Source organism: Sphingobacterium sp. WOUb80 (genome assembly GCF_050058145.1).
Taxonomy (GTDB): Bacteria; Bacteroidota; Bacteroidia; order Sphingobacteriales; family Sphingobacteriaceae; genus Sphingobacterium.
Genome location: NZ_CP165617.1, coordinates 4,059,526 through 4,079,922, shown reverse-complemented (window position 1 = coordinate 4,079,922; position 20,397 = coordinate 4,059,526). Strand labels below are relative to the sequence as shown.

The following is a 20,397-nucleotide window of genomic DNA, read 5'->3' as shown; positions in this document are numbered from 1 at the left end:
TCTGATAAAAGATAGCTCCTTTTTTGAATATCATGGACTTATTAGAATCTCCATAAAAGGATCCGGCTTACCTTATTGCCTTGTTCCATGCGGATCACTTCGGTCTCTTTTACATTTATTTTCTTTAGTTTGTGTTGCAGAAAACGAATATCTTCACGATGGGCAACTAATGTAGTGAACCATTTTACCTGATCTTTGTGAAATTGGCTTTCAAAGATCATGCGTGACAAGAAAGCTTTCTCGCCACCATCGCACCACAATTCGCTTCCCTGTCCAGAAAACGCTTGTGTCACCGGTTTTTCGTCTATTTTAGCGTCTTTAATGCCTGTAGTTTTACGGATGGACTGTTGTAAAGCTTCGGTTTGAGAGCTAAAAAATGGTGGGTTACAGATCACCACGTCATATTTCTCACCAGGAAGGATAATATCTTTAAATATGGCTTTCGGATTATTTTGGAGACGGATTTGTATGCTCTTTTTTAAGCTCATATTTGTCCGTGTTATCTCGATCGCATTTTTGTATGCGCTTTTGATAATTTCAGATCCTACAAAACTCCATCCATACTCCTGATGCCCGATGATGGGGTAGATGCAATTTGCACCAACACCGATGTCGAGGACATGGATATTCCCACCTTTTGGAATTTCACCATTATTGTCTCTTGCAAGAACGTCTGCGATATAATGAATATAATCTGCCCGGCCCGGGATAGGGGGGCAAAGATTCTCTTTGGGAATATCCCAGTGTTGAATGTGGTAATATTTTTTTAAAAGTGCCTTGTTTAACGTTTTAACAGCATCGGGATTGTTAAAATCGATGGATTTTACTTTATAAGCATTTTCTATAACATAATCTTTGAGCGAAGGTTCCACTTTGCTCAATTCTTCAAAATTGTAGTTATCGAGATGTCTATTTCTAGGATGTAATTTCTTTTTTGGATTAGCGTCTGCCATGATGTATTATTTGCAACAAAAGTAATGCAATTCTATTGAATAAAAAAGGTGATGCTTTAGCATCACCTTGAGGAATATAAATCTTTTGAAGGGTATTAATCTTTACGTATGAGATGAACCTCTGAAGTTTGTGGAAAATTGAGCGGAACACGCTCAATTGTAACAAAGCTAGAATCCAATCCGAATCCTTTTTCTTCGGATAAACTCATTTTCTTGAGGTAGCCATAGATGTCCATAATAACCTTTTCTATCCATGTCATCTGATTGGTTTTGGAGAGTACTTTTTCCAAAACAACAAATTTAAAGTCGCCGGGGATATTGTGTTTACGTAAAGTGTCGTATTGACTTGTAATGTCAATTTCGCCTTTTTTTACCATTTCCTCAACTACTTTTCTGAACAATAGACTGATGCGCTGTTCTTCTCTAAAGCCAAGTTTAAAATCAACCCGTATTAATTTGCCCGGGATAAGCTGATCGATCGAATATTCTTTTGTATGTGGATGATCCATTACATCAACGTGGACGAGCCAATATACATCCGCACGTTTCGGTTTTTTATTAATAATTGAATAAATAATTTTAGCCTCTATCTCGGATTTGAAATTTGCACTTGTCAGATATACCAAATGCGATGCATAAGGAGGAACCGATTTGTCCTCGCTCAATTCGGAGATAATGGGGTAGTATTTATTGATATTGATGAAGTTAACGAAGCGATTTTTAATTTTTCGTGCCGTATACCAGCAATACATTGTTCCAAATAACGCCGTGGCAAGCAAAAGGGTTAACCAACCACCATGGGCTATTTTGACACCATTTCCTATTAAGAACGTTAATTCAATAACAAAATAAGCGATCAAAAATACTGCAATAAGTACACGGTTGACTTTTTTCATGGCGAGGAAGTATCCCATTAAGATTGTTGTCATCAATACCGTTAAATTGATCGCGAGACCATAGGCTGCATCCATTCGGCTTGATTCTTCAAAAACCCAGATGACAATCATACAGCCGACCCATAAAATTAAATTGATGGATGGTACATACAACTGTCCTTTATGTTCGCTTGGGTAGCGGATAGCCACCTTAGGCCATATATTCAAACGGACTGCTTCCGAAATTAGGGTATAAGATCCGGATATCATGGCTTGACTGGCGATGACCGCTGCAATTGTCGCGATGGCGATACCGTAACCGATAAACCAATCAGGCATAATTGAGTAGAAGGGATTTTCGCCACCAAGGACACGTCCTTCCTGTGTTAATAGCCAGGCTCCTTGTCCGAAATAATTTAGTATAAGTGTGATTTTTACGTAGATCCAGCTGATGCGGATATTGTTTTTACCACAGTGTCCCATATCCGAATACAAAGCTTCGGCACCAGTCGTACATAAAAATACAGCACCGATCAATAATAATGAATGGGGGTAGGTAATTAAAATATGGAAAGCATAGTAGGGGTTGATTGCTTTCATCACTTCCGGTGCAAGGTGAAGATGAGACAAACCGATAACCCCAATGATCGTAAACCAGATTGTCATCAACGGACCAAAAACTTTTCCTACAACAGATGTTCCAAATCGTTGAATAATAAACAATAAGGAAATAATAGTAACTACAATAGGTACTGTAGGTAATCCTGGGAATTTGAGATCCAAACCTTCAATAGCCGAGGATATGGTGATGGCAGGGGTGATCATTCCGTCCGCTAATAAGGTCGCTGCACCGATCATCGCCGGGAATATTAACCAAGGGGCTCGCTTGCGTACCAATGAATAAAGGGATAGGATACCGCCTTCACCCTTATTGTCCGCCCGGAGTGTGATCCAAACATACTTTACTGTTGTCTGGAGCGTCAGTGTCCAAAAAACACAGGATAGCCCGCCCAAGACTAAGTCTTTTTGAATGGCTCCTTGTCCCATGATTGCTTTGAAAACATACAATGGAGAAGTTCCGATATCTCCAAAAACGATTCCTAAACTGATCAATAATCCGGCGAAACTCACCTTATTGATACTGTTGTGATGACTGTTATCTGCCATTTATCAATTATTTTATTTCAAAATATACTGCAAAAATATACTTTTTGCCTGTACTTTAAGTAGGTACATTTCCTGCGCCAAATTTTAGCATTTCATTTGACATGCGCAAGAGCTGTTAAAATTTGTTAAAAGAAACTTAGAATGAATCTATTTGCTGAAAAACTTTTAAACAAAATACTAACTTTGTTGTTGATAATTCAAATAGTTAGCGTTATATTTGATTAAACCGTAACCAGTATTTGAAGTCTAATTTAACACTATGGGGAGAAATCTACTTAAAGCAGCTTGTTTAACACTTTTATCCGCACTGACATTGTGCAGCGGGGTGACTCGGGTGTATGCAAAGTCTCCTTATGACCATACTATTTCGCAACATATTTGGGACGGCAGTGAGGCATTCGGAGAAGACAACAATATCAAGGACACAGAGAAACTTATCAATAATGTAAAGGTTTTCTATAATCCTATTGCCGAACAAATAAATCTTTCTTTTAAGTTGGCAAAATCGTCGAGTGTGTCTATCAAAGTAATGGATGCATTGGGCAATGAGATTCTCCAATTAATGAATGGTAATCTGGATTCAGGAATTCAAAATCTTTCCTTTGAGCATGGCGGAAAATTAACTACAGGATTTTACTTTGTACGCGTAGTCGCTGGTTCAGAAACTGTGGTGAAAAGATTTTCTGTTCGATAAGAAGGTAACATATTTCGATTAAAAGGTAACTCGTCATGTAAGTTGACTCGTATACATAAAACAGCAAAGGGAATCATTTGATTCCCTTTGCTGTTTTATGTAAAGCTTCATTTGTTAATTCTAGTCTTGTTGTATTTCTTCGATCCACAGTCCATCATCTTGGATGATCTTGATCAATTCGTCTAAGGCATGTGCGGAACTCACATTTTTCTTAACGATCTGCTGACCTCTATATAGCGTCACTTTATCAGGCCCCGCCCCAACATAACCATAGTCAGCATCGGCCATCTCTCCAGGACCATTAACGATACAGCCCATGATACCAATTTTTAAGCCTTTTAAGTGATTTGTACGGCTTCGGATCATCTGGGTGGTTTCTTGCAAATCAAATAAAGTTCTGCCACAGCTTGGGCAGGAAATATATTCTGTTTTGGATATTCTGGATCGTGTTGCCTGTAAGATACCGAAAGAAAGTGAGGCGATGTTTTCCAATGCTGTTGCCGGAGAGTCAATCCAGATTCCCGAACCCAGACCATCGATTAATAATGCACCTAGATCTGTAGAAGCGTACAGTTGTATTTTTGATATCGGTTCTTCGGGATTCATAAAATCACCAATAGGTCCTGAGAAATCTTCTTCCAAATAAGAACGTTTGATAATGACAGGATTGTCGATGCCGATTTCTTGCAGATTTCGAAAGAACTGCCTTTGATCTGCCATACCATGCAAGTAATTGGTTTCTACTATGAATACGACAGTTTTGTCTAGCTGTAAGGATTCAAACAATGGGGTTAATAAATCTGAATTACTGATTTTGACCATATTCAGAACTTTATCCTTATTGTCTGATTTTACGAATTCGTCTAAGGTAAAGAGGGGATGGATATTGGTTTGATCGGTAAGTTTTGACCAGGTGTTATAGTTATATACTTGCTTCAGATTTGCCGGCATCGTAAAGGACGGCAAATTGTCTGCGAGATAGACAAAGTCTACAGACTGCTCACCCATGTGGTATTTATCTAATAGGATATCATAGCGATAGCCAACTTTGGAAAGGATCTGAGCGTCTTTCAGATTTTCTTTAGAAATGTCGACCACAATCCTTGGTACCAAAGAGCCTCCGATAAAGGTATTTACTTCTTGGCTGGAATAAGGAACATGTGGTGTCTCTGGAGAGAGCTGAACAATTTCTTGTTTGGGCTGATTCTCGATGTTTGCCTTTCTTTTGCTATATCTATTGACGAGTGCTATAGCGACCGGAGCTTCCCGTTCAGGCTCTTCGGTTAACGATACACGTACAGTATCGCCCAGTCCATCTTCTAACAGTGTTCCGATACCAACGGCAGATTTTACACGACCATCTTCACCGTCTCCAGCTTCGGTTACACCGAGATGTAGGGGATAGTTCATGTTTTCGGAAACCATTTTTTCGACCAGCAATCGATAGGCTTTGACCATGACCTGCGGGTTGGATGATTTCATTGAGATACAGAGATTGTAGAAACTCAGATCTTCACACATCCGGATAAACTCCATGGCAGATTCGACCATCCCTTCAGGGGTGTCACCATAATGACTCATGATCCTATCCGAAAGTGAACCATGGTTGGTGCCAATACGCATGGCGGTTCCATTTTCCTTACAGATATTTACGAGTGGAGTGAATTTTTGATAGATGCGCTCTAACTCGCGCTTGTATTCAGCATCGGTATAAGATAACTGATCAAACTTCTTCTTGTCTGCATAGTTACCGGGATTGACCCTTACTTTCTCGACGATGCGAGCAGCAACCTCGGCAGCATTTGGTGTAAAATGAATATCAGCAACTAAAGGGACCTTATAACCTCTTCTGCGAAGTTCATTTTTTATGTTAGCTAAATTTTGTGCTTCTTTAATACTAGGAGCGGTAATACGAACGTATTCGCAGCCCGCCTCAACCATTCGAATGGTCTGCTCAACTGAGCCCATCGTATCCATTGTATCTACCGTCGTCATACTTTGAATACGGATGGGATTATCGCCACCCATTGGGATATCACCGATCTGAATTTCCCTCGTTTTCCATCTCGAATAATCTACCTTGGAATTGCAATAGATTCCAGGTAATGTCAACATATTACTTGTGTCCATATCTAACACAAAGTTAGCTTTTCTTGACTAAAAATCGGGTGTCAATTAATATCTTCTAATTTTTATTGACGCGATGCCACCGTTGATGTCGAAATCGAATTTTTGAGCGGCAGAGTCGTAATTTGTCGATTTTACTTCGCCTTCACTTTTTAGGAAATCGCCCTCATAATCTGTCGATGACAATGCATTGTCACTTGTAATGCGACAAGCTGCATTTTTAGGGATTAAAATTTCAATAGAGGAAGCTCCTGCGTCCATAGAAATTTTAGTCATCGCTTGTGGCTGGCCTAATTTTAGTTTTAAACTTGTTGCGCCTGCATCAATATCTAACGTTTCGATTTTGTAAGGTGAGAGATCCAAATTCGCGTCGATAGCACCGACATCGAAATTTAAATTCCAGCGTATATTTGGATTTAAAGCGATGTAGGTGTTGTTATTTTTGCTGTTAAAATCCTTGTTTTTGAATTTCCCTTTCAGGTTGATATCGAGCTTGTCCGCAGACTCATCGTGCACGGTAACACCCAATAGGTATTCTTTTGAGGTGTTAAAGGCTGTAAAGATTTCTGATGTCGTACTGCTGTCATTTCGCAATGAAGTGGCTCCTAAATCCAGGTTTAAAGTCGCGCTATGGATTTTATCGTTAAGCGGTACCGTGAGTTTTTCTGTTGAATAGTTTGTTTTGTCATTGGGGTCGTCAATATTGATATTGACTCCTTTGTTTTTTAAGAGCTGTGTTAGCAGTGGCTCCTTTGGTGTCGACAATCCTATGTAAGTCAAAAAACCTAAAATCACTACGGTAGAACCGATGGCGACGAACTGACCGATCTGCTGATCTTTCGGAACCAGCATACGTATTCCAGCAAGGACAATAAATAAAGGCCAGTATCTAAAAATACCTACCCAGTTAAATGAGATTGTATTGAGCTGTGATAATAATAAAACAACTCCTATAAAGAGAATGGTGATACCAGTTGTTATTCTTCGTGTATTCATAACTAATTCCGTTTGTTAATATATCTCAAAAGTAAGTCGCTTTGGGAGATACCGTATGAATGTTTAGGCTATTATACATAAAAAATCGGTAAATGTGACTAATTGATCGGTAAGTAATTTTGTTTTTCGTATACTTTTTGGGTTTTAGCTTGTTTATATATTTGCTGGAATTAATTACCTTTAATGGATAGCTTGGCTTCGTATAGCTGTATAATTGGCGTAATACATTGAAAATAAATAGATAATATGATCTTTCATCACATTGGTGCATATCTCATACTCCTGAAATCAGTTTTTAAAAGACCGGAGAAAGGTCGAATTTATTGGAAGGAAACCGTGTTGGCAATGACCGATATTGGTATAGGATCTCTGGGGCTTATCGTCATTATTTCCACCTTCATTGGAGCTGTTATGACTATGCAAATTGCCTTTCAGATGGTTTCCGACTTGATTCCAAATTCTATTATAGGTTCGATCAACCGGGATTCAAATATTTTGGAATTGGGACCGACGATCTCGGGATTGGTCTTAATGGGGAAAATTGGGTCGTCTATATCTTCACAGATCGGGTCCATGCGTGTTACAGAGCAGATTGATGCCTTAGAAATTATGGGGATCAATGCTCCTGGTTATTTGATATTGCCCAAAATATTGGCGGGTATCACCATGATTCCGATGTTGGTGATTATTTCCATCGTGTGCGCCTTAGTGGGTGGTTTGTTAGGTGGATCCCTTTCGGGCGCTGTGACACAGGCAGATTATATTTTAGGAATTCAAGATGGCTTCAACGGCTTCACGGTGACCGTTGCCCTTGTTAAAGCTGTTGTGTTTGGGTTTATTATTACCTCGATATCAGCTTATAAAGGGTATAATGTGAAGGGCGGAGCGTTGGAAGTTGGGCAAGCTAGTACGGAAGCAGTTGTCGTTGGCTGTATAACCATTCTTGCTGCGGATTATGTGATAACGGCATTAATGCTTTAAAAAGATTTTATGATTCAAATCGAAGATATTAACAAGTCGTTTGGTGACAACCATGTTCTGAAGGGTATCAGTGCAAATTTCGAACCCGGGAAGGTGAGTCTGATTATTGGAGGGTCGGGTTCGGGAAAGAGTACTTTATTGAAATGTATCGTGGGCCTGCACCAGCCGGAAAAAGGAAAGGTGATTTTTGATGGCAAGGATTTTACTCGGATGAATTTTGAAGAGCGTGTTCCTATTCGAAAAGAAATAGGTATGCTTTTTCAAAATTCAGCGCTGTTTGATTCGATGACGGTTGAACAAAATATCATGTTTTCGTTGGACATGTTTACGGATATGTCCAAGGCGGAGAAATTAGACCGGGCAAATCATTGCCTGGAACAGGTTAATCTGGAGGGAAGAAATAAATTGTTCCCTGCGGAGCTTTCGGGAGGGATGAAGAAGCGGGTTGGAATTGCACGTGCAATTAGTATGAACCCTAAATATCTTTTTTGTGATGAACCCAATTCGGGATTGGACCCGGAGACTTCGATTGTTATTGATGAATTGGTGCTAAAAATTACGCAAGAATTGAAATGTACGACAGTCGTTGTTACACATGATATGAATTCTGTGATGGGGATCGGTGAATATATTTTGTTTCTCTATAAGGGAGAGAAATTCTGGGAAGGCTCCAATAAGGATATGATGCGGTCGGATGTAGACGAATTGAACAACTTTGTTTTTGCAAGTCCATTAATGAAAAGTGCGAAAGCTTCTATGGGGCAATAAGGGGTGAGAACAGGGCTTTATTGCGCGTAATTTTATGTGTTTGATCTAGGTTAGCATCATGTAGATTTCTTTTATATTGAAATTTAGCTTAGTTTTGTCGGAAAATTTTGATTTTGGCAGCAACAAATATACAACTATTGACCCCACAGCATTGGAAGGATTATGAACTCATTGATTGTGGTGATTTTGAAAAACTGGAACGTTTTGGTGATTTAATTTTAATCCGGCCAGAACCTCAGGCTGTATGGCCTAAGGCATTGAGTGATGCGGAGTGGAACAAGCGTTATCATATCAAATTCAAAGGTCGTTCGGCTACTTCTGGAGAATGGTTGAAGAAAAATCCTAAGGTCCAAGACCGTTGGCATATCGAATATAAAAATGAGGATGTGGCCATCAAATTTAGATTGGGCTTGACATCTTTTAAACACGTCGGGATATTTCCGGAACAGGCTGTAAATTGGGACTATATTTCGGAATCTGTTCGTTCATTTAAGACGGAAAAACCGAAGGTTCTAAATCTTTTTGCTTACACTGGTGGAGCATCTTTAATAGCAAAGGCTGCAGGCGCGGACACAACTCACGTAGATTCAATTAAACAGGTTGTTACCTGGGCGAATGAAAATATGGAAATTTCCAATTTGGATAACATTCGCTGGGTGGTTGAAGATGCTTTGAAATTTGTAAAGCGTGAGCTGAAAAGAGGCAATACGTATAATGGGATTATTTTGGATCCACCCGCATATGGGCATGGGCCGAAAGGTGAGAAATGGAAATTGGAAGATCACATTATGGAAATGATGACAGAGGTCGTTCAACTATTGGATCCTAAAGAACATTTCTTGATTTTGAATACGTATTCATTAGGGTTTTCCTCTGTTATTGTTGAGAATTTAATTAAGACCGCTTTTCCAAAAGTGGAAAACTTAGAAATAGGCGAGTTGTTTTTACAAGCAACGGCAGGACCAAAACTTCCACTTGGCGTATTTGGTAAATTCCGCAAAATAGCGAAGTAAGACTTGTCAAAAGATTCCTGATAACAACACGGGGCGCTTAATTAAGCGCCCCGTGTTTGTTTAAAATTATATTGGGGTTACATGTGTATGTTTTTTAAACGTAGTGATGCCAATTCAAGCTGTCTGGGTATCGCTGTGCTGATGTTGTTTGGAATAAGCGATAAGTGCTGGGTAAGTTCGTTGTAATAGGCTATTCCAGCTTGTAATTGTGCTTTAAATTTGGCTACATATTTTATCTTTTTATCGTTCATGATGTTTTTATTGTCTGTGACATATTTTTGAATATGATCGATGTACAGGTTGAGTTCGTTAATCATAACAAAAGGTCTGTTGTCATTTTCAAAAACTGAAATACGGCCATAGATGTGGTCGATCATTTCCCGTAGAGAATATTGTTTTTTGAACCAGACAAGATTTGGGCCCGGACAGATGGATACGGCGGTCTGTTCTTTGCTATTTTGGATATTGTACTTAAGATAGGCTGGTGCTGCAAGCCCTTCACAAAGACAGGTTTTTTCTGTAATGGCGTCAAAGGCTTTATCGTATTCCGCAGCGGACAGGTTTTGTTTTTGTAGTTCCTGGATCTTTTGATGTTGATATACGCGTGATGCGGTGCAGATCGGTTTATCACCAAACTCTGTGTTCGAAATAAGGTATTCTTTCTTACAAGGGCTACCCGGTCGACCTTTTTTTATACGTTCCAATCGTAAGTACTCCGCGCTACTTTGTCTGAAGTTATTAAAGGGAATTCCCAAGGGAGATGCTCCGCTACAGTAGAAGTCTTCTTTCTTGGCAAGTTCCAATGCTTTCAAGGTTTCTTGATCTACTGTGGTTGCTTCGGGGACCATCAGGAATGGAGATCCCCATCCTACGGCGTCAAATCCATAATAGTCTAACAAGAATTGATGTTCTGATGCAGTCCCTACACCTCCTTGGACTGTATATTTGATACGGGGAGGAGTTGTTAATGAGCGCTCTTGGGAAGTCCAATATTCGCGGTATAACTCGAAAAGTTCGGTTTTCAAACTTTCTTTTTTCTCTTTAAACTCTTGAAGGATTGGTCCTAGAAGAAAACCATCGGTTGCGAAAGCATGACCACCGCAGTTCAAACCGGATTCTATTCTGAATTCAGACACCCATACTCCGCGCTTAGCGAGATACTTTGCCTGGATGAGCGCCGACCGAAAGTCACTTACTTTCAAAACGACCTTTTTGTTAAATAAACCTCCATTATTCGGGAAGAAAGCTGGTAATTCAGCGAGGTAAGCATAGAGGTGTGGATTCATGCCTGCGGAAAGGATAAGAGAGGAATGCAAGTTGGAATTTGCAAAACCCCGCAAGGCTGCTAAAGCATCAGAATAACGCTGATCCAATAGGTGACCATCCTTGTAATTCATTTTGTCTACCTTGGACATGATATTGACATCGATGTCTCCCGGTTTCAGGTAATTGATCAATAGATCTTGAAGCTCCGTTTTAATAGCGAGATTGGTTTCAATCTCCATCGCATGATAGATCGGTTTTGAAGGGTGTGAATCGGGTAGAAGCTGAAAGTATTTGGTTACTTCTGAACTTTCGGTAAAAGGTTGTTGCTTTAAGACTGCTATTTGCCTGTTAACGACAAACTGTACAAGATTGAGATAGGCTGTAATTCTTTTTGCCCGGTAATCTTCTTCTGTTTTAGCAATCGGATGATAGGGGATTTGATATTGTCCGCAGTAATATTGGCGCATGCGCTCTATGAGTTCATCGTCAACAATAGACATTACGGAGGAAATTCCGTATTGTGCGACTTTGACTGCGGAGTCTATAGAGAAAGCCAGGCCTAGTACGGGGATATGAAAAGTATGCGTCATTCTTAAATATTTCTTTTACGAAATAATTGAGAATAACGCTAAAAAAAAGTAATGGTTGTTTTGCTTGGAGATGATTGTAATCACTATTCAAAGACGATTGTCTTGTAATCGTTGCGCATGACCCGATCTTCACTAAGTAGACGAATTGCCCTGCTCAAAACAGCTTTTTCTATTTCCTTTCCTGCGGTTACCATATCTTTTACGGTGTAGGTGTGATTGACATGTCGTATATCCTGGACAATGATGGGGCCTTCATCGAGCTGGTCTGTAACAAAATGGGCTGTAGCACCAATAATCTTGACACCGCGAGCATGGGCCTGTTTATAAGGGTTGGCACCAATAAATGCGGGTAGAAATGAATGGTGGATGTTGACCAGCTTATTCTCAAAGGTACTGACAAATTGGGGAGATAAGATCCGCATGAACTTCGCCAGAATAATGTAATCGAAATTATAGTTCTGGATTTGTGCGATCAGCTGTTTTTCAAATGTTTCCTTAGTCAGGTTCTCATGAGAAATACAATGGAATGGAATATCGAATTTTTCAGTAAACGAACGCAGTGACTCATAATTTCCAATGACTGCCTGAACTTCGGCACCCCAAGTTTCGAAATGTTGGCGTACCAGGATGTCGGCAAGACAATGATGTTCTTTGGTGACGAGAACAACGATTTTTTTACGGTTGTTGGGGTTGATCTGTATTTGAGCGGATGGCGGAAGTACTTCGGACAGGGAATCGGATAGTAGTTTTTGTTCAGCTACTAGGCCGTTGCAGACAACACGCACGAAGAATTTGTTGGCTTCTTCATCCACATATTCGCGCATGGTGACGATATTGAGCTGATATTTTGCTAGGGTATTTGATATGTTGGCGACCAGTCCAACGGCATCTTGACATTGGATCAGAATTAAGGTTTGGTTGTGCATGAAAGGTGGTTGTAGGTTGCGAAAAAAGCGGGTTATTTTAACCCGCTTTTTTTGTTAGTTCTTCTTCTAGGTCAACTTCAACACGTAGATTTTCGACGATATGTTTTTGTCTGTCTGGTGTGTTTTTACCCATGTAATATTCTAATAGCTGTTGAATTTTATTGTCTTTAGACAAGATAACAGGATCTAGACGGATATCTTTTCCGATAAATAAACCAAATTCTGAAGGTGATATTTCACCCAAACCTTTGAATCGGGTGATTTCAGGCTTGGCTCCCAACTTTGCAATGGCTTTTTGTCTTTCTTCATCGGAATAGCAATAGATCGTTTCTTTTTTGTTACGGACACGGAAAAGTGGTGTCTGTAAGATGGAAACATGTCCTGCTTTGACTAGATCTGGGAAAAACTGCAAGAAAAATGTCAATAACAGCAGACGGATGTGCATACCATCGACATCGGCATCGGTAGCGATTACGATATTGTTGTAGCGTAATCCATCAAGACCGTCTTCAATATTAAGTGCATGCTGCAAGAGATTGAATTCTTCATTTTCATAAACGATTTTTTTGGACATACCGTAAGAGTTTAACGGTTTTCCTTTGAGACTGAATACGGCCTGGGTCTGTACATCGCGCGATTTGGTAATGGAACCAGATGCCGAATCCCCTTCAGTGATAAACAAAGTTGTCTCTTGGTTACGTTCATTTTTATCACTGAAATGCACTTTGCAGTCACGTAGTTTACGGTTGTGCAAAGAGGCTTTCTTCGCTCTTTCGTTGGCGAGTTTTTTGATACCGGCGATATCCTTACGCTCACGTTCAGATTGCAGGATACGTTTTTGAAGTGCATCTGCCGTGGCAGGATTTTTATGTAGGTAATCGTCTAATGCTTTTTTGACAAAGTCATTGATAAAACCTCTTACTGTAGGGCCTTCTGGGCCTACACTTTGAGATCCTAATTTTGTTTTAGTCTGCGATTCAAAAACAGGTTCTTGCACTTTGATAGCGATAGCACCGATGATTGATGAGCGAATATCCGAAGCGTCAAATTCTTTTTTGTAGAACTCGCGGATTGTTTTGACTAGTGCTTCACGGAAGGCTGCCTGGTGTGTTCCACCCTGTGTAGTATGCTGACCGTTGACAAAAGAATAATATTCTTCTCCATATTGCTGGCCGTGAGTCATGGCAATTTCAATATCATCCCCCCGTAAGTGGATAATTGGATAGCGCATGGATTCGGCATCAATATTCCGTTCCAATAGATCTTTTAGCCCGTGCTCAGAAATAAACTTTTGCCCATTAAAGTTGATCGTCAGACCTGAGTTTAGAAAAACATAGTTCCAGATCATATTTTCTACAAATTCGGGACGGTATTTGTAATTTCTGAAAATAGAATCGTCAGGATAGAATGTTACAGATGTACCATTTCGCTGCGTTGTGTCTTTTTGTTCATCATTGACTAATTCCCCTTTAGAGAATTGGGCAATGCGTGTTATATTTTGACGGTATGACTGGACGGTGAACTGGCTGGACAAAGCATTCACAGCTTTGGTACCGACACCATTTAAACCGACGGACTTTTGGAAGGCCTTACTATCATATTTACCACCCGTATTGATTTTAGAAACAACATCAACCACAGAACCAATTGGGATTCCACGGCCATAATCGCGTACCGAAACTTTATTTTCGTTTACAGTGATATCAATAGTTTTACCGGCGCCCATAACAAACTCATCAATCGAGTTGTCAACGACTTCCTTCAGTAAAACATAGATCCCATCATCATAGGCCGAACCGTCCCCCAACTTTCCAATGTACATTCCCGGACGGAGGCGAATATGCTCTTTCCAATCCAGGGACCTAATGCTGTCTTCGTTATATGTACTCATAAATTAATGTTGAACTTAGCTAACAAAAGTAAAAAAAATAAACTACGATAAGTAGTTTAAAAGGCTAAATTTTTTAGATATCGATAGTTTGCGTGCTGCTGGGGAAAATTGCTGGTTTGCGGGGAAATGTTTACATTTAGTGTAAGTAATTGTAAAGAGAATAATTTATGGGATTATTTGATAAAATCAGGAATGAATTTGTCGATATTATCGAATGGGTCGATAATAGCACAGATACGATTGTGTGGAAGTTTCCACGGTATCAGAATGAAATAAAAATGGGTGCACAGTTGACTGTGCGGGAAGGGCAGGCTGCGGTATTTTTGAATGAAGGTGTGATTGCGGATGTCTTTCAGCCTGGTCGCTACGAATTGACGACCCAGAATATGCCGATCATGACAACCCTCAGAGGTTGGAAATATGGGTTCAATAGTCCATTCAAAGCCGATGTTTATTTTGTCAACCTTCGACAATTTGTCAACCAGAAATGGGGAACTAAAAATCCAATCATGCTACGGGATCCTGAATTTGGACCAATCCGGCTTCGGGCTTTTGGGAACTTTTCCTTTCAGGTGAAAGATGTTCCTGTTTTTATGAAACAGCTTGTTGCAACAACTCCTGTGTTTACCGTTGAAGATATTACAGAGCAGCTTCGGAACATTGCTGTGTCGCGAGGGATGGATGCTATTGCAGAGTCTAAGATTCCAGCGTTAGATCTTGCCTCAAATTATGATGAAGTTTCGGCTTTGATACAGCAAAAAATCGGCATTGATTTTGAGGAGATTGGTTTGAGCTTAACGAAATTCTTAATCGAAAATATTTCATTTCCCGAGGAGGTGGAGAAAGCACTTGATAAACGGAGCAGTATGGGAGTAGTCGGTAATCTGGGAGCGTATGCGCAATTCCAAGCAGCGAATTCCATGGAAAAGGCTGCTGAAAACCCAAATAGCGGCGGGATTGTAGGAGCAGGGTTCGGTGCTGGCCTTGGTGCTGGGATGGTCGGCCAAATGGGGAACGTGTTTCAGCAAAATAGCTTTGATGGAAATAATCCTACTGGTACGGGATCTGCTGCTGCGGCATCTTCTGCAGGGCCTGTTGGACCGCCTCCATTGCCCAAAACGGTAGCTTATTACCTGGCCATTAAAGGTAAACAGGAAGGGCCATTTGATCCGGAACAGCTGCGTGGTCTGATAAAAGAGGGGACGATGACACTTGCTACCCTAGTCTGGAAAGAGGGGCTTGAAAACTGGATTGAGGCTGAAAAGGTAAGCGAATTAAAGGATCTGTTTTCGCAGAACCCGCCACCGATACCAGGAGTTTAGGGTAAAATGCAGGACCGAGTTTTATGAGTTTTGAAGAAAAAACCTCCGAAATAGAGCAGGGGTTAAAATGTCAGGGTTGTGGTGCTATTTTGACTTATCAGCCAGGTACTTCCTATTTAGAATGTTCCTATTGTGGAACCAGAAATGAAATAGCCGATCAGCTACCAGAAGATGGGCATATTGAATCTACAGATTATAAAGTCTTTGGACAAGCAATGGAAGGACTCGCCGATGAGCGCTATAGCTATCTGGCAGAAGTTGTGCATTGTAGTAACTGTGGGGCAAACTCGCGTTTGAATCCTCATGTTACCGCAGATTTATGTGCTTTTTGTGCTTCACCGTTGGTAATTGACCATCAGCAAAAGCGTATTGTGAAGCCACATGGTCTTGTTCCCTTTTCCGTTGATTACAAAAATGCTTTTGGGCTATTGACACAATGGGCTGGTAAAATATGGTTCGCTCCGAATGACTTTAAGCGAATTTTTAATTCACGTAATGATCGTTTAAAAGGGGTGTATGTGCCATTTTGGTCCTATGATGCAGATGTACATTCTGATTACGTCGGGTCACGTGGAGAGTATTATTATGTGACGCGTACAAGACGCAATTCGGATGGTGAGACGGAAGAATACGAAGAAAGACGAACAAATTGGTATCCAGCTTCAGGTAGTATCTATAGTCAATTTAAGGATATTGTCATATCGGGCTCAACATCTCTTCCCGAAAAGTTCTCTGATAAAATAGGGCCTTGGAATTTGGGCTATCTGAAACCTTTCAATGAGCAGTATTTAAGTGGCTTTATCGCTGAAACTTTTAGTGTGGATCATGTAAAAGCGGCGGCAACTGCCCGGACTATTATGGATCGGGAAATCGAACGTCAGGTGGAGAATGATATAGGAGGTGATACACAGGATATCGATTCTATTGATAGTGATTTTAAATCCATTAAATTGAAATATATTCTCTTACCGGTATGGTTGTCTGCATATCAATACAAGGGAAAAAGTTATCAGATTATGGTCAATGCATTTAACGGTAAAGTTTATGGACAACGACCTTATAGCTTTTGGAAAATTGCTTTTTTGGTATTGGCGATCATTATTGTTTTATATCTCTTGAGTTTTATGGGATAACAAAAAAGGTTATAAAAAAGCGCTGTTCTCAACAAAAGAGAACAGCGCTTTTTTTATGCTAATCGTCTTGACTATTTGTTTAGTGAAAGCAGGAACCCAATCGTGAAATTGGCATCCCAATCAAACACGAAGGTGTCGCAATTGGTTGCATCTTTAATTGCTTTATAGATGTTGACGCCGCTTTTTGTTTTTATTTTATCTGCTTTGTAGGATGCTGGATCGTTCAAAACCGTAAAACGCTCTTCACCTTGGCGTGTCTGCGATGCTAGTTCAAAAGGAACCCCGCCTATAATAAAACAAACTTCTCTTTTATTTTCCGGAATTTTCTCGCCTAGTTTTTTTACTTCTGTATAGACAGCATCATCTTTAAGGTCTTTTTCATAATATTTTGCACCAGGTGCTTCTACCGATTTTGTGTCACCATCAATCCAGGAGATTTTGGTGTTACCGGAGCCAATATCAACAACAAATGAATTATCTTCGTAAGCTTTCGGCAGGACAGATTTTAACGCTAATTTTCCTTCTTGCTCTGCTGTGACCAAGTTGACCACAAAGCCCATTTTTCTTAGTTCAGCACTGATAACTGAAGTTTTAGGTTCTTTCTGGGCTCCGGAGCTAATGACGAAATGTATGTTTTTGGATTTAACGCCTTTATCGAGCATCATGCCTATATAATCTTTTAATCCTTTACGGATGTCTTCCGTATTTGCCAATCCTTCATATGCAAATGACTTTCCAAAGTCTTTGGAAATGATCTCCCAGCGATTTTCTTTGTCCATATTGACGACAAAGGAATTGAAACCCGAAGCGCCAACTTCAACTACACCCTTGTATTCGCCGTCGACTGGTTTTTCGGGTTGATAGTTGAATGAACGTGTCGTTTCTGAGCCTGATGAAGGTGCGATCGCATGACCATTATTGCTTGTTGAATCTGTTGTTTGGACTGTCGAATTAGCATCAAATTTGCCCGATTGAATGGCCCAATAACCGATTGCGAGAATAGGTAAGGCGATGATAATTGCTTTGATTGGCCATCTTAATCTTGCCCATGTTGATTTTTCTTCCATAATGTTCGTATAATAAGTTTGATTTTAGTTAATATTAATCGAGTAATGTAAATCCTTTATCTACTTTTTCTTCGGGTTTGAGTTCATAGCTTGCATCGGCCATTTGCGTTACGTTTAATACATTGAGATTACGTTCGTCAACTTTGCGGATAAACTCTTCCAGTTCACCTTGAGTAGGCGTGCCACCCACGGTGATGTTGTTGTTTTGATCCAGGAAATCCAGATTGGATCGGATAGAGGCAATATTTTGACTGATCGCACCTGTTGCTGCATTCATGGCCTCTTGAAATGCCCAGCCATCTTTAATATTGAACACATCGGCTAGGCCATCGGTAGCATTTTTCATCTTTTGAGTGGCTTCTAGCTTCTTGGAAATAATGGAAATGCTGCTATCCAAGGTGCTGACATAGATACGCGCTGCGCTTTCATTATCTTTTAGGACTTCCAATACTTTTGCAAATTGATTGGCATATTGGACATAACTGCGCGCATTTTGTTCTTCAGATTCACCTTCTTTTCCCAATAGAAATGCTTTGGTACGTGTTTCTTTGGCATCTCTTGCATAGGCATTTGCCTTCTCTGCATTATTTTTGCTCGTTTCTTCCTTTGATTTCTCGTCGAGATTGGCCGCCTCTGTGGTAAAACGTTTCGCATAAGTGTATTTTTCTTCTGCTGTTTTTTGAGCAGTTTCACCGCTTTGAATCATGTCGATGCGGACACCGTCTACATTACTGATTTTTTCCTTCACACGTTTCAGGGTGTCTTTTGCATCTCTTGATAACAGTTGTAAAGTTTCAATTGGGTTATTTCTAATGATGGATTTTTCACCTTTAAAAAGTAGGACGGTTCCCAATCGGTGCAATAGCGCAATGATCTTTGGCGCTAGCAATAATAAGGTAATCAAGATTATACTGAATATCACAAAAAGTATACTTTTTCCGGCATATTCCAACATAATCGGTAAGTACTTAAAAAAAGCAAAGGCTCCGCCCAGTAAAAGTGCCCAAAAGAAGATCGACGAAGCTGTCTTCTTCGCTTCTGGTGATTTTAATTGCGCAGGCAAATGGTCGCCCAGTACTTGAAATATCGGAAGTTGCGTTTTTATCTCAGCGGGAATATTAACATACTTATCTTTTCTTTCCATTGATTTATTTTTATGTTATTGATTGATTAATCATACGTAATGCAGTGTTGATTTCGGTGACCACTTCATCAACGGCCGCGTTGCCGATGTTTATTTTTTGTTCGATATCTTTAATTCTTGGTTCGTACTTTTCATTAATTTGTCCCAAAGCGAGCTGTTTTTTCTGTAGGTCATCTTGCAATTTGGCGATATTCTCCGTTATTGTTTTGATTTCGGTGTTCAGATTTGCAATCTCCATGGTTCGGTCCTGTTCAGTCTTTTTCTTTTCAGCCTGTTTTTGTTCCGATTCTTTGGCAATGGTTTCTTTCAATTTATTAGCATAATTTGTGCCAGTTGCTACCAGTTTATCCTTGGTCAACGAACTGTCTACAAATTTCAGTGAAGTATAGGCTGCTTTTAATGTGTTTTCCTCTACTTTTCCCATTGCAGCAGCAGCGTTCCACACTTCGAAAAAATCTACACCTTGCTCGTTGAGTTTTTCAAGAATGGCATAGACCTTTAATTTCATTTCTTTGAGGTCGGTTGTTCCGTCATTGGCTGTTATAGGGATTGGGGGCGGTGTTTTTCCAGTTGGAGCCTGGGCCGTCGGCGATGAATATGCCGGTGGTACATGCGGTCTTTCAGGAGCGGCATTAGTGGTTGGAGCCGGTGGGGCTTGTACCGGCGGATTTTGCTGCGGCTGATCGTCCTCAAAAATTAATTTCTTCAGACTGTTTAATATACTGGATCCTCTTTTAGTATCGTCGTTGCTCATCATGTCATAGTTGATTATATCTTTACTAAAATAATAAAAATTAATATTCTCTTCTAATGGATTGTGTTATGGTAAGCCTAGGGAGGTAGTCAACTGGAATAAAGCCATGAAATAGTCTTTGGAGCTTAGGATGCATTGATGGCCTGGTGTTTCAAATAGGGTATAAAAAATAAAGATTCCCAATTGTTGATTGGGAATCTTTGTTTTGGCGTTAACGGTCTTGTGGGACTATTATCTGCCAAAATCATCTTGTACGCGAACAATATCGTCTTCATCAGAAGGATTGTTGGCATCTGTGTGCTGCCAGATCTCGGCTAAAATACCGAAGCCATCCAATCCAATTAAACGGTGACGTTGCCCTTGACGCAATCTAATCGTTTCGCCTTCTTTCAATGTTGAAACAACCGATTCTTCATCGGTGTCAGAAACCATAACGCCTACGTTACCTTGGATAACACGCCAGATTTCGGCACGACGGTGGTGATATTGCCATGAAAGTCTTTTCTCTGGTGCAACAATTAAAATTTTTGGACTTAATTTCCCTGAGATTCTTAATTCTTGTACATCCATTCCGCCGAAGTACTCATCGGCAAATTCTTGTGCTTGGGATTCGTCGATAACGAAAAATCCTCCCCAAGGGCGTGCAGCATCTGATTTATCAATGCGAAAACCTTTGGATGTCAGCATTTCCTGTACTTTTTCAAACAATGCGATTTTATCTATAGCCATA

General features: G+C 40.2%; 17 protein-coding genes. 6 read left to right on the top strand and 11 right to left on the bottom strand.

The annotated features are described in order from the left end of the window. Positions 1-41 precede the first annotated feature (41 nt). A complete protein-coding gene (gene rlmF, locus AB1Z56_RS17150; RefSeq protein WP_426789731.1) occupies positions 42-953 on the bottom strand; it encodes a 23S rRNA (adenine(1618)-N(6))-methyltransferase RlmF in 912 nt (303 codons plus the stop codon). 95 nt (positions 954-1,048) lie between these two features. Continuing rightward, a complete protein-coding gene (locus tag AB1Z56_RS17145) occupies positions 1,049-2,995 on the bottom strand; it encodes a KUP/HAK/KT family potassium transporter (RefSeq protein ID WP_426789730.1) in 1,947 nt (648 codons plus the stop codon). A 259-nt stretch (positions 2,996-3,254) separates the two neighbouring features. Here AB1Z56_RS17145 and AB1Z56_RS17140 point away from each other — a divergent pair, with 259 nt between their 5' ends. Continuing rightward, the gene (locus AB1Z56_RS17140) at positions 3,255-3,689 is read left to right on the top strand and encodes a T9SS type A sorting domain-containing protein (RefSeq protein WP_313268306.1); all 435 of its coding nucleotides are present in this window, start codon (positions 3,255-3,257) and stop codon (positions 3,687-3,689) included. A 120-nt stretch (positions 3,690-3,809) separates the two neighbouring features. Here the strand turns inward: AB1Z56_RS17140 and ispG are convergent, their stop codons facing one another. Continuing rightward, on the bottom strand, positions 3,810-5,819 hold the full coding sequence (gene ispG / locus AB1Z56_RS17135) for a (E)-4-hydroxy-3-methylbut-2-enyl-diphosphate synthase (protein ID WP_426789729.1): 2,010 nt from the start codon (positions 5,817-5,819) through the stop codon (positions 3,810-3,812). A gap of 45 nt (positions 5,820-5,864) precedes the next feature. Beyond that, a complete protein-coding gene (locus AB1Z56_RS17130) occupies positions 5,865-6,812 on the bottom strand; it encodes a LiaI-LiaF-like domain-containing protein (protein ID WP_426789728.1) in 948 nt (315 codons plus the stop codon). A gap of 246 nt (positions 6,813-7,058) precedes the next feature. On the opposite strand from AB1Z56_RS17130, the gene AB1Z56_RS17125 reads away from it, so the two are divergent. The 3 genes from AB1Z56_RS17125 to AB1Z56_RS17115 all read left to right on the top strand — a co-directional run bounded on the left by AB1Z56_RS17125 (position 7,059) and on the right by AB1Z56_RS17115 (position 9,574). Further along, complete coding sequence (locus tag AB1Z56_RS17125) at positions 7,059-7,793, top strand: MlaE family ABC transporter permease (protein WP_046671950.1); 735 nt, start codon at positions 7,059-7,061, stop codon at positions 7,791-7,793. Positions 7,794-7,802: 9 nt separating this feature from the next. Beyond that, positions 7,803-8,561, top strand: coding sequence for an ABC transporter ATP-binding protein (locus AB1Z56_RS17120; protein WP_426789727.1), 759 nt, complete (start codon positions 7,803-7,805; stop codon positions 8,559-8,561). A 107-nt stretch (positions 8,562-8,668) separates the two neighbouring features. Continuing rightward, on the top strand, positions 8,669-9,574 hold the full coding sequence (locus AB1Z56_RS17115; RefSeq protein ID WP_309367156.1) for a class I SAM-dependent methyltransferase: 906 nt from the start codon (positions 8,669-8,671) through the stop codon (positions 9,572-9,574). 77 nt (positions 9,575-9,651) lie between these two features. Here AB1Z56_RS17115 and AB1Z56_RS17110 read toward each other — a convergent pair whose 3' ends face one another. From AB1Z56_RS17110 to AB1Z56_RS17100, 3 genes are all read right to left on the bottom strand, one after another. Continuing rightward, positions 9,652-11,430, bottom strand: coding sequence for a hypothetical protein (locus AB1Z56_RS17110; protein ID WP_426789726.1), 1,779 nt, complete (start codon positions 11,428-11,430; stop codon positions 9,652-9,654). An 83-nt stretch (positions 11,431-11,513) separates the two neighbouring features. Next, positions 11,514-12,356 (bottom strand): formyltetrahydrofolate deformylase, encoded by an 843-nt coding sequence (gene purU, locus AB1Z56_RS17105; RefSeq protein ID WP_426789725.1) that lies wholly within the window; start codon positions 12,354-12,356, stop codon positions 11,514-11,516. A gap of 37 nt (positions 12,357-12,393) precedes the next feature. Further along, positions 12,394-14,247, bottom strand: a complete 1,854-nt coding sequence (locus AB1Z56_RS17100; protein WP_145327946.1) for a DNA topoisomerase IV subunit B — start codon at positions 14,245-14,247, stop codon at positions 12,394-12,396. 167 nt (positions 14,248-14,414) lie between these two features. Between AB1Z56_RS17100 and AB1Z56_RS17095 the strand changes: the two genes are divergently transcribed. Both AB1Z56_RS17095 and AB1Z56_RS17090 read left to right on the top strand, forming a co-directional pair. Further along, positions 14,415-15,569, top strand: a complete 1,155-nt coding sequence (locus tag AB1Z56_RS17095) for an SPFH domain-containing protein (RefSeq protein ID WP_426789724.1) — start codon at positions 14,415-14,417, stop codon at positions 15,567-15,569. A 23-nt stretch (positions 15,570-15,592) separates the two neighbouring features. Continuing rightward, positions 15,593-16,702, top strand: a complete 1,110-nt coding sequence (locus tag AB1Z56_RS17090; RefSeq protein WP_309367152.1) for a zinc finger domain-containing protein — start codon at positions 15,593-15,595, stop codon at positions 16,700-16,702. Between the two features lie 71 nt (positions 16,703-16,773). Here AB1Z56_RS17090 and AB1Z56_RS17085 read toward each other — a convergent pair whose 3' ends face one another. The 4 genes from AB1Z56_RS17085 to AB1Z56_RS17070 form a co-directional block, all read right to left on the bottom strand. Continuing rightward, a complete protein-coding gene (locus tag AB1Z56_RS17085) occupies positions 16,774-17,769 on the bottom strand; it encodes a hypothetical protein (protein ID WP_426789723.1) in 996 nt (331 codons plus the stop codon). A gap of 34 nt (positions 17,770-17,803) precedes the next feature. After that, on the bottom strand, positions 17,804-18,913 hold the full coding sequence (locus AB1Z56_RS17080) for a hypothetical protein (protein ID WP_426789722.1): 1,110 nt from the start codon (positions 18,911-18,913) through the stop codon (positions 17,804-17,806). A gap of 10 nt (positions 18,914-18,923) precedes the next feature. Further along, positions 18,924-19,670 (bottom strand): hypothetical protein, encoded by a 747-nt coding sequence (locus AB1Z56_RS17075; RefSeq protein WP_426789721.1) that lies wholly within the window; start codon positions 19,668-19,670, stop codon positions 18,924-18,926. Between the two features lie 228 nt (positions 19,671-19,898). Beyond that, the gene (locus tag AB1Z56_RS17070) at positions 19,899-20,396 is read right to left on the bottom strand and encodes a cupin domain-containing protein (RefSeq protein ID WP_046671961.1); all 498 of its coding nucleotides are present in this window, start codon (positions 20,394-20,396) and stop codon (positions 19,899-19,901) included. Position 20,397 lies beyond the last annotated feature (1 nt).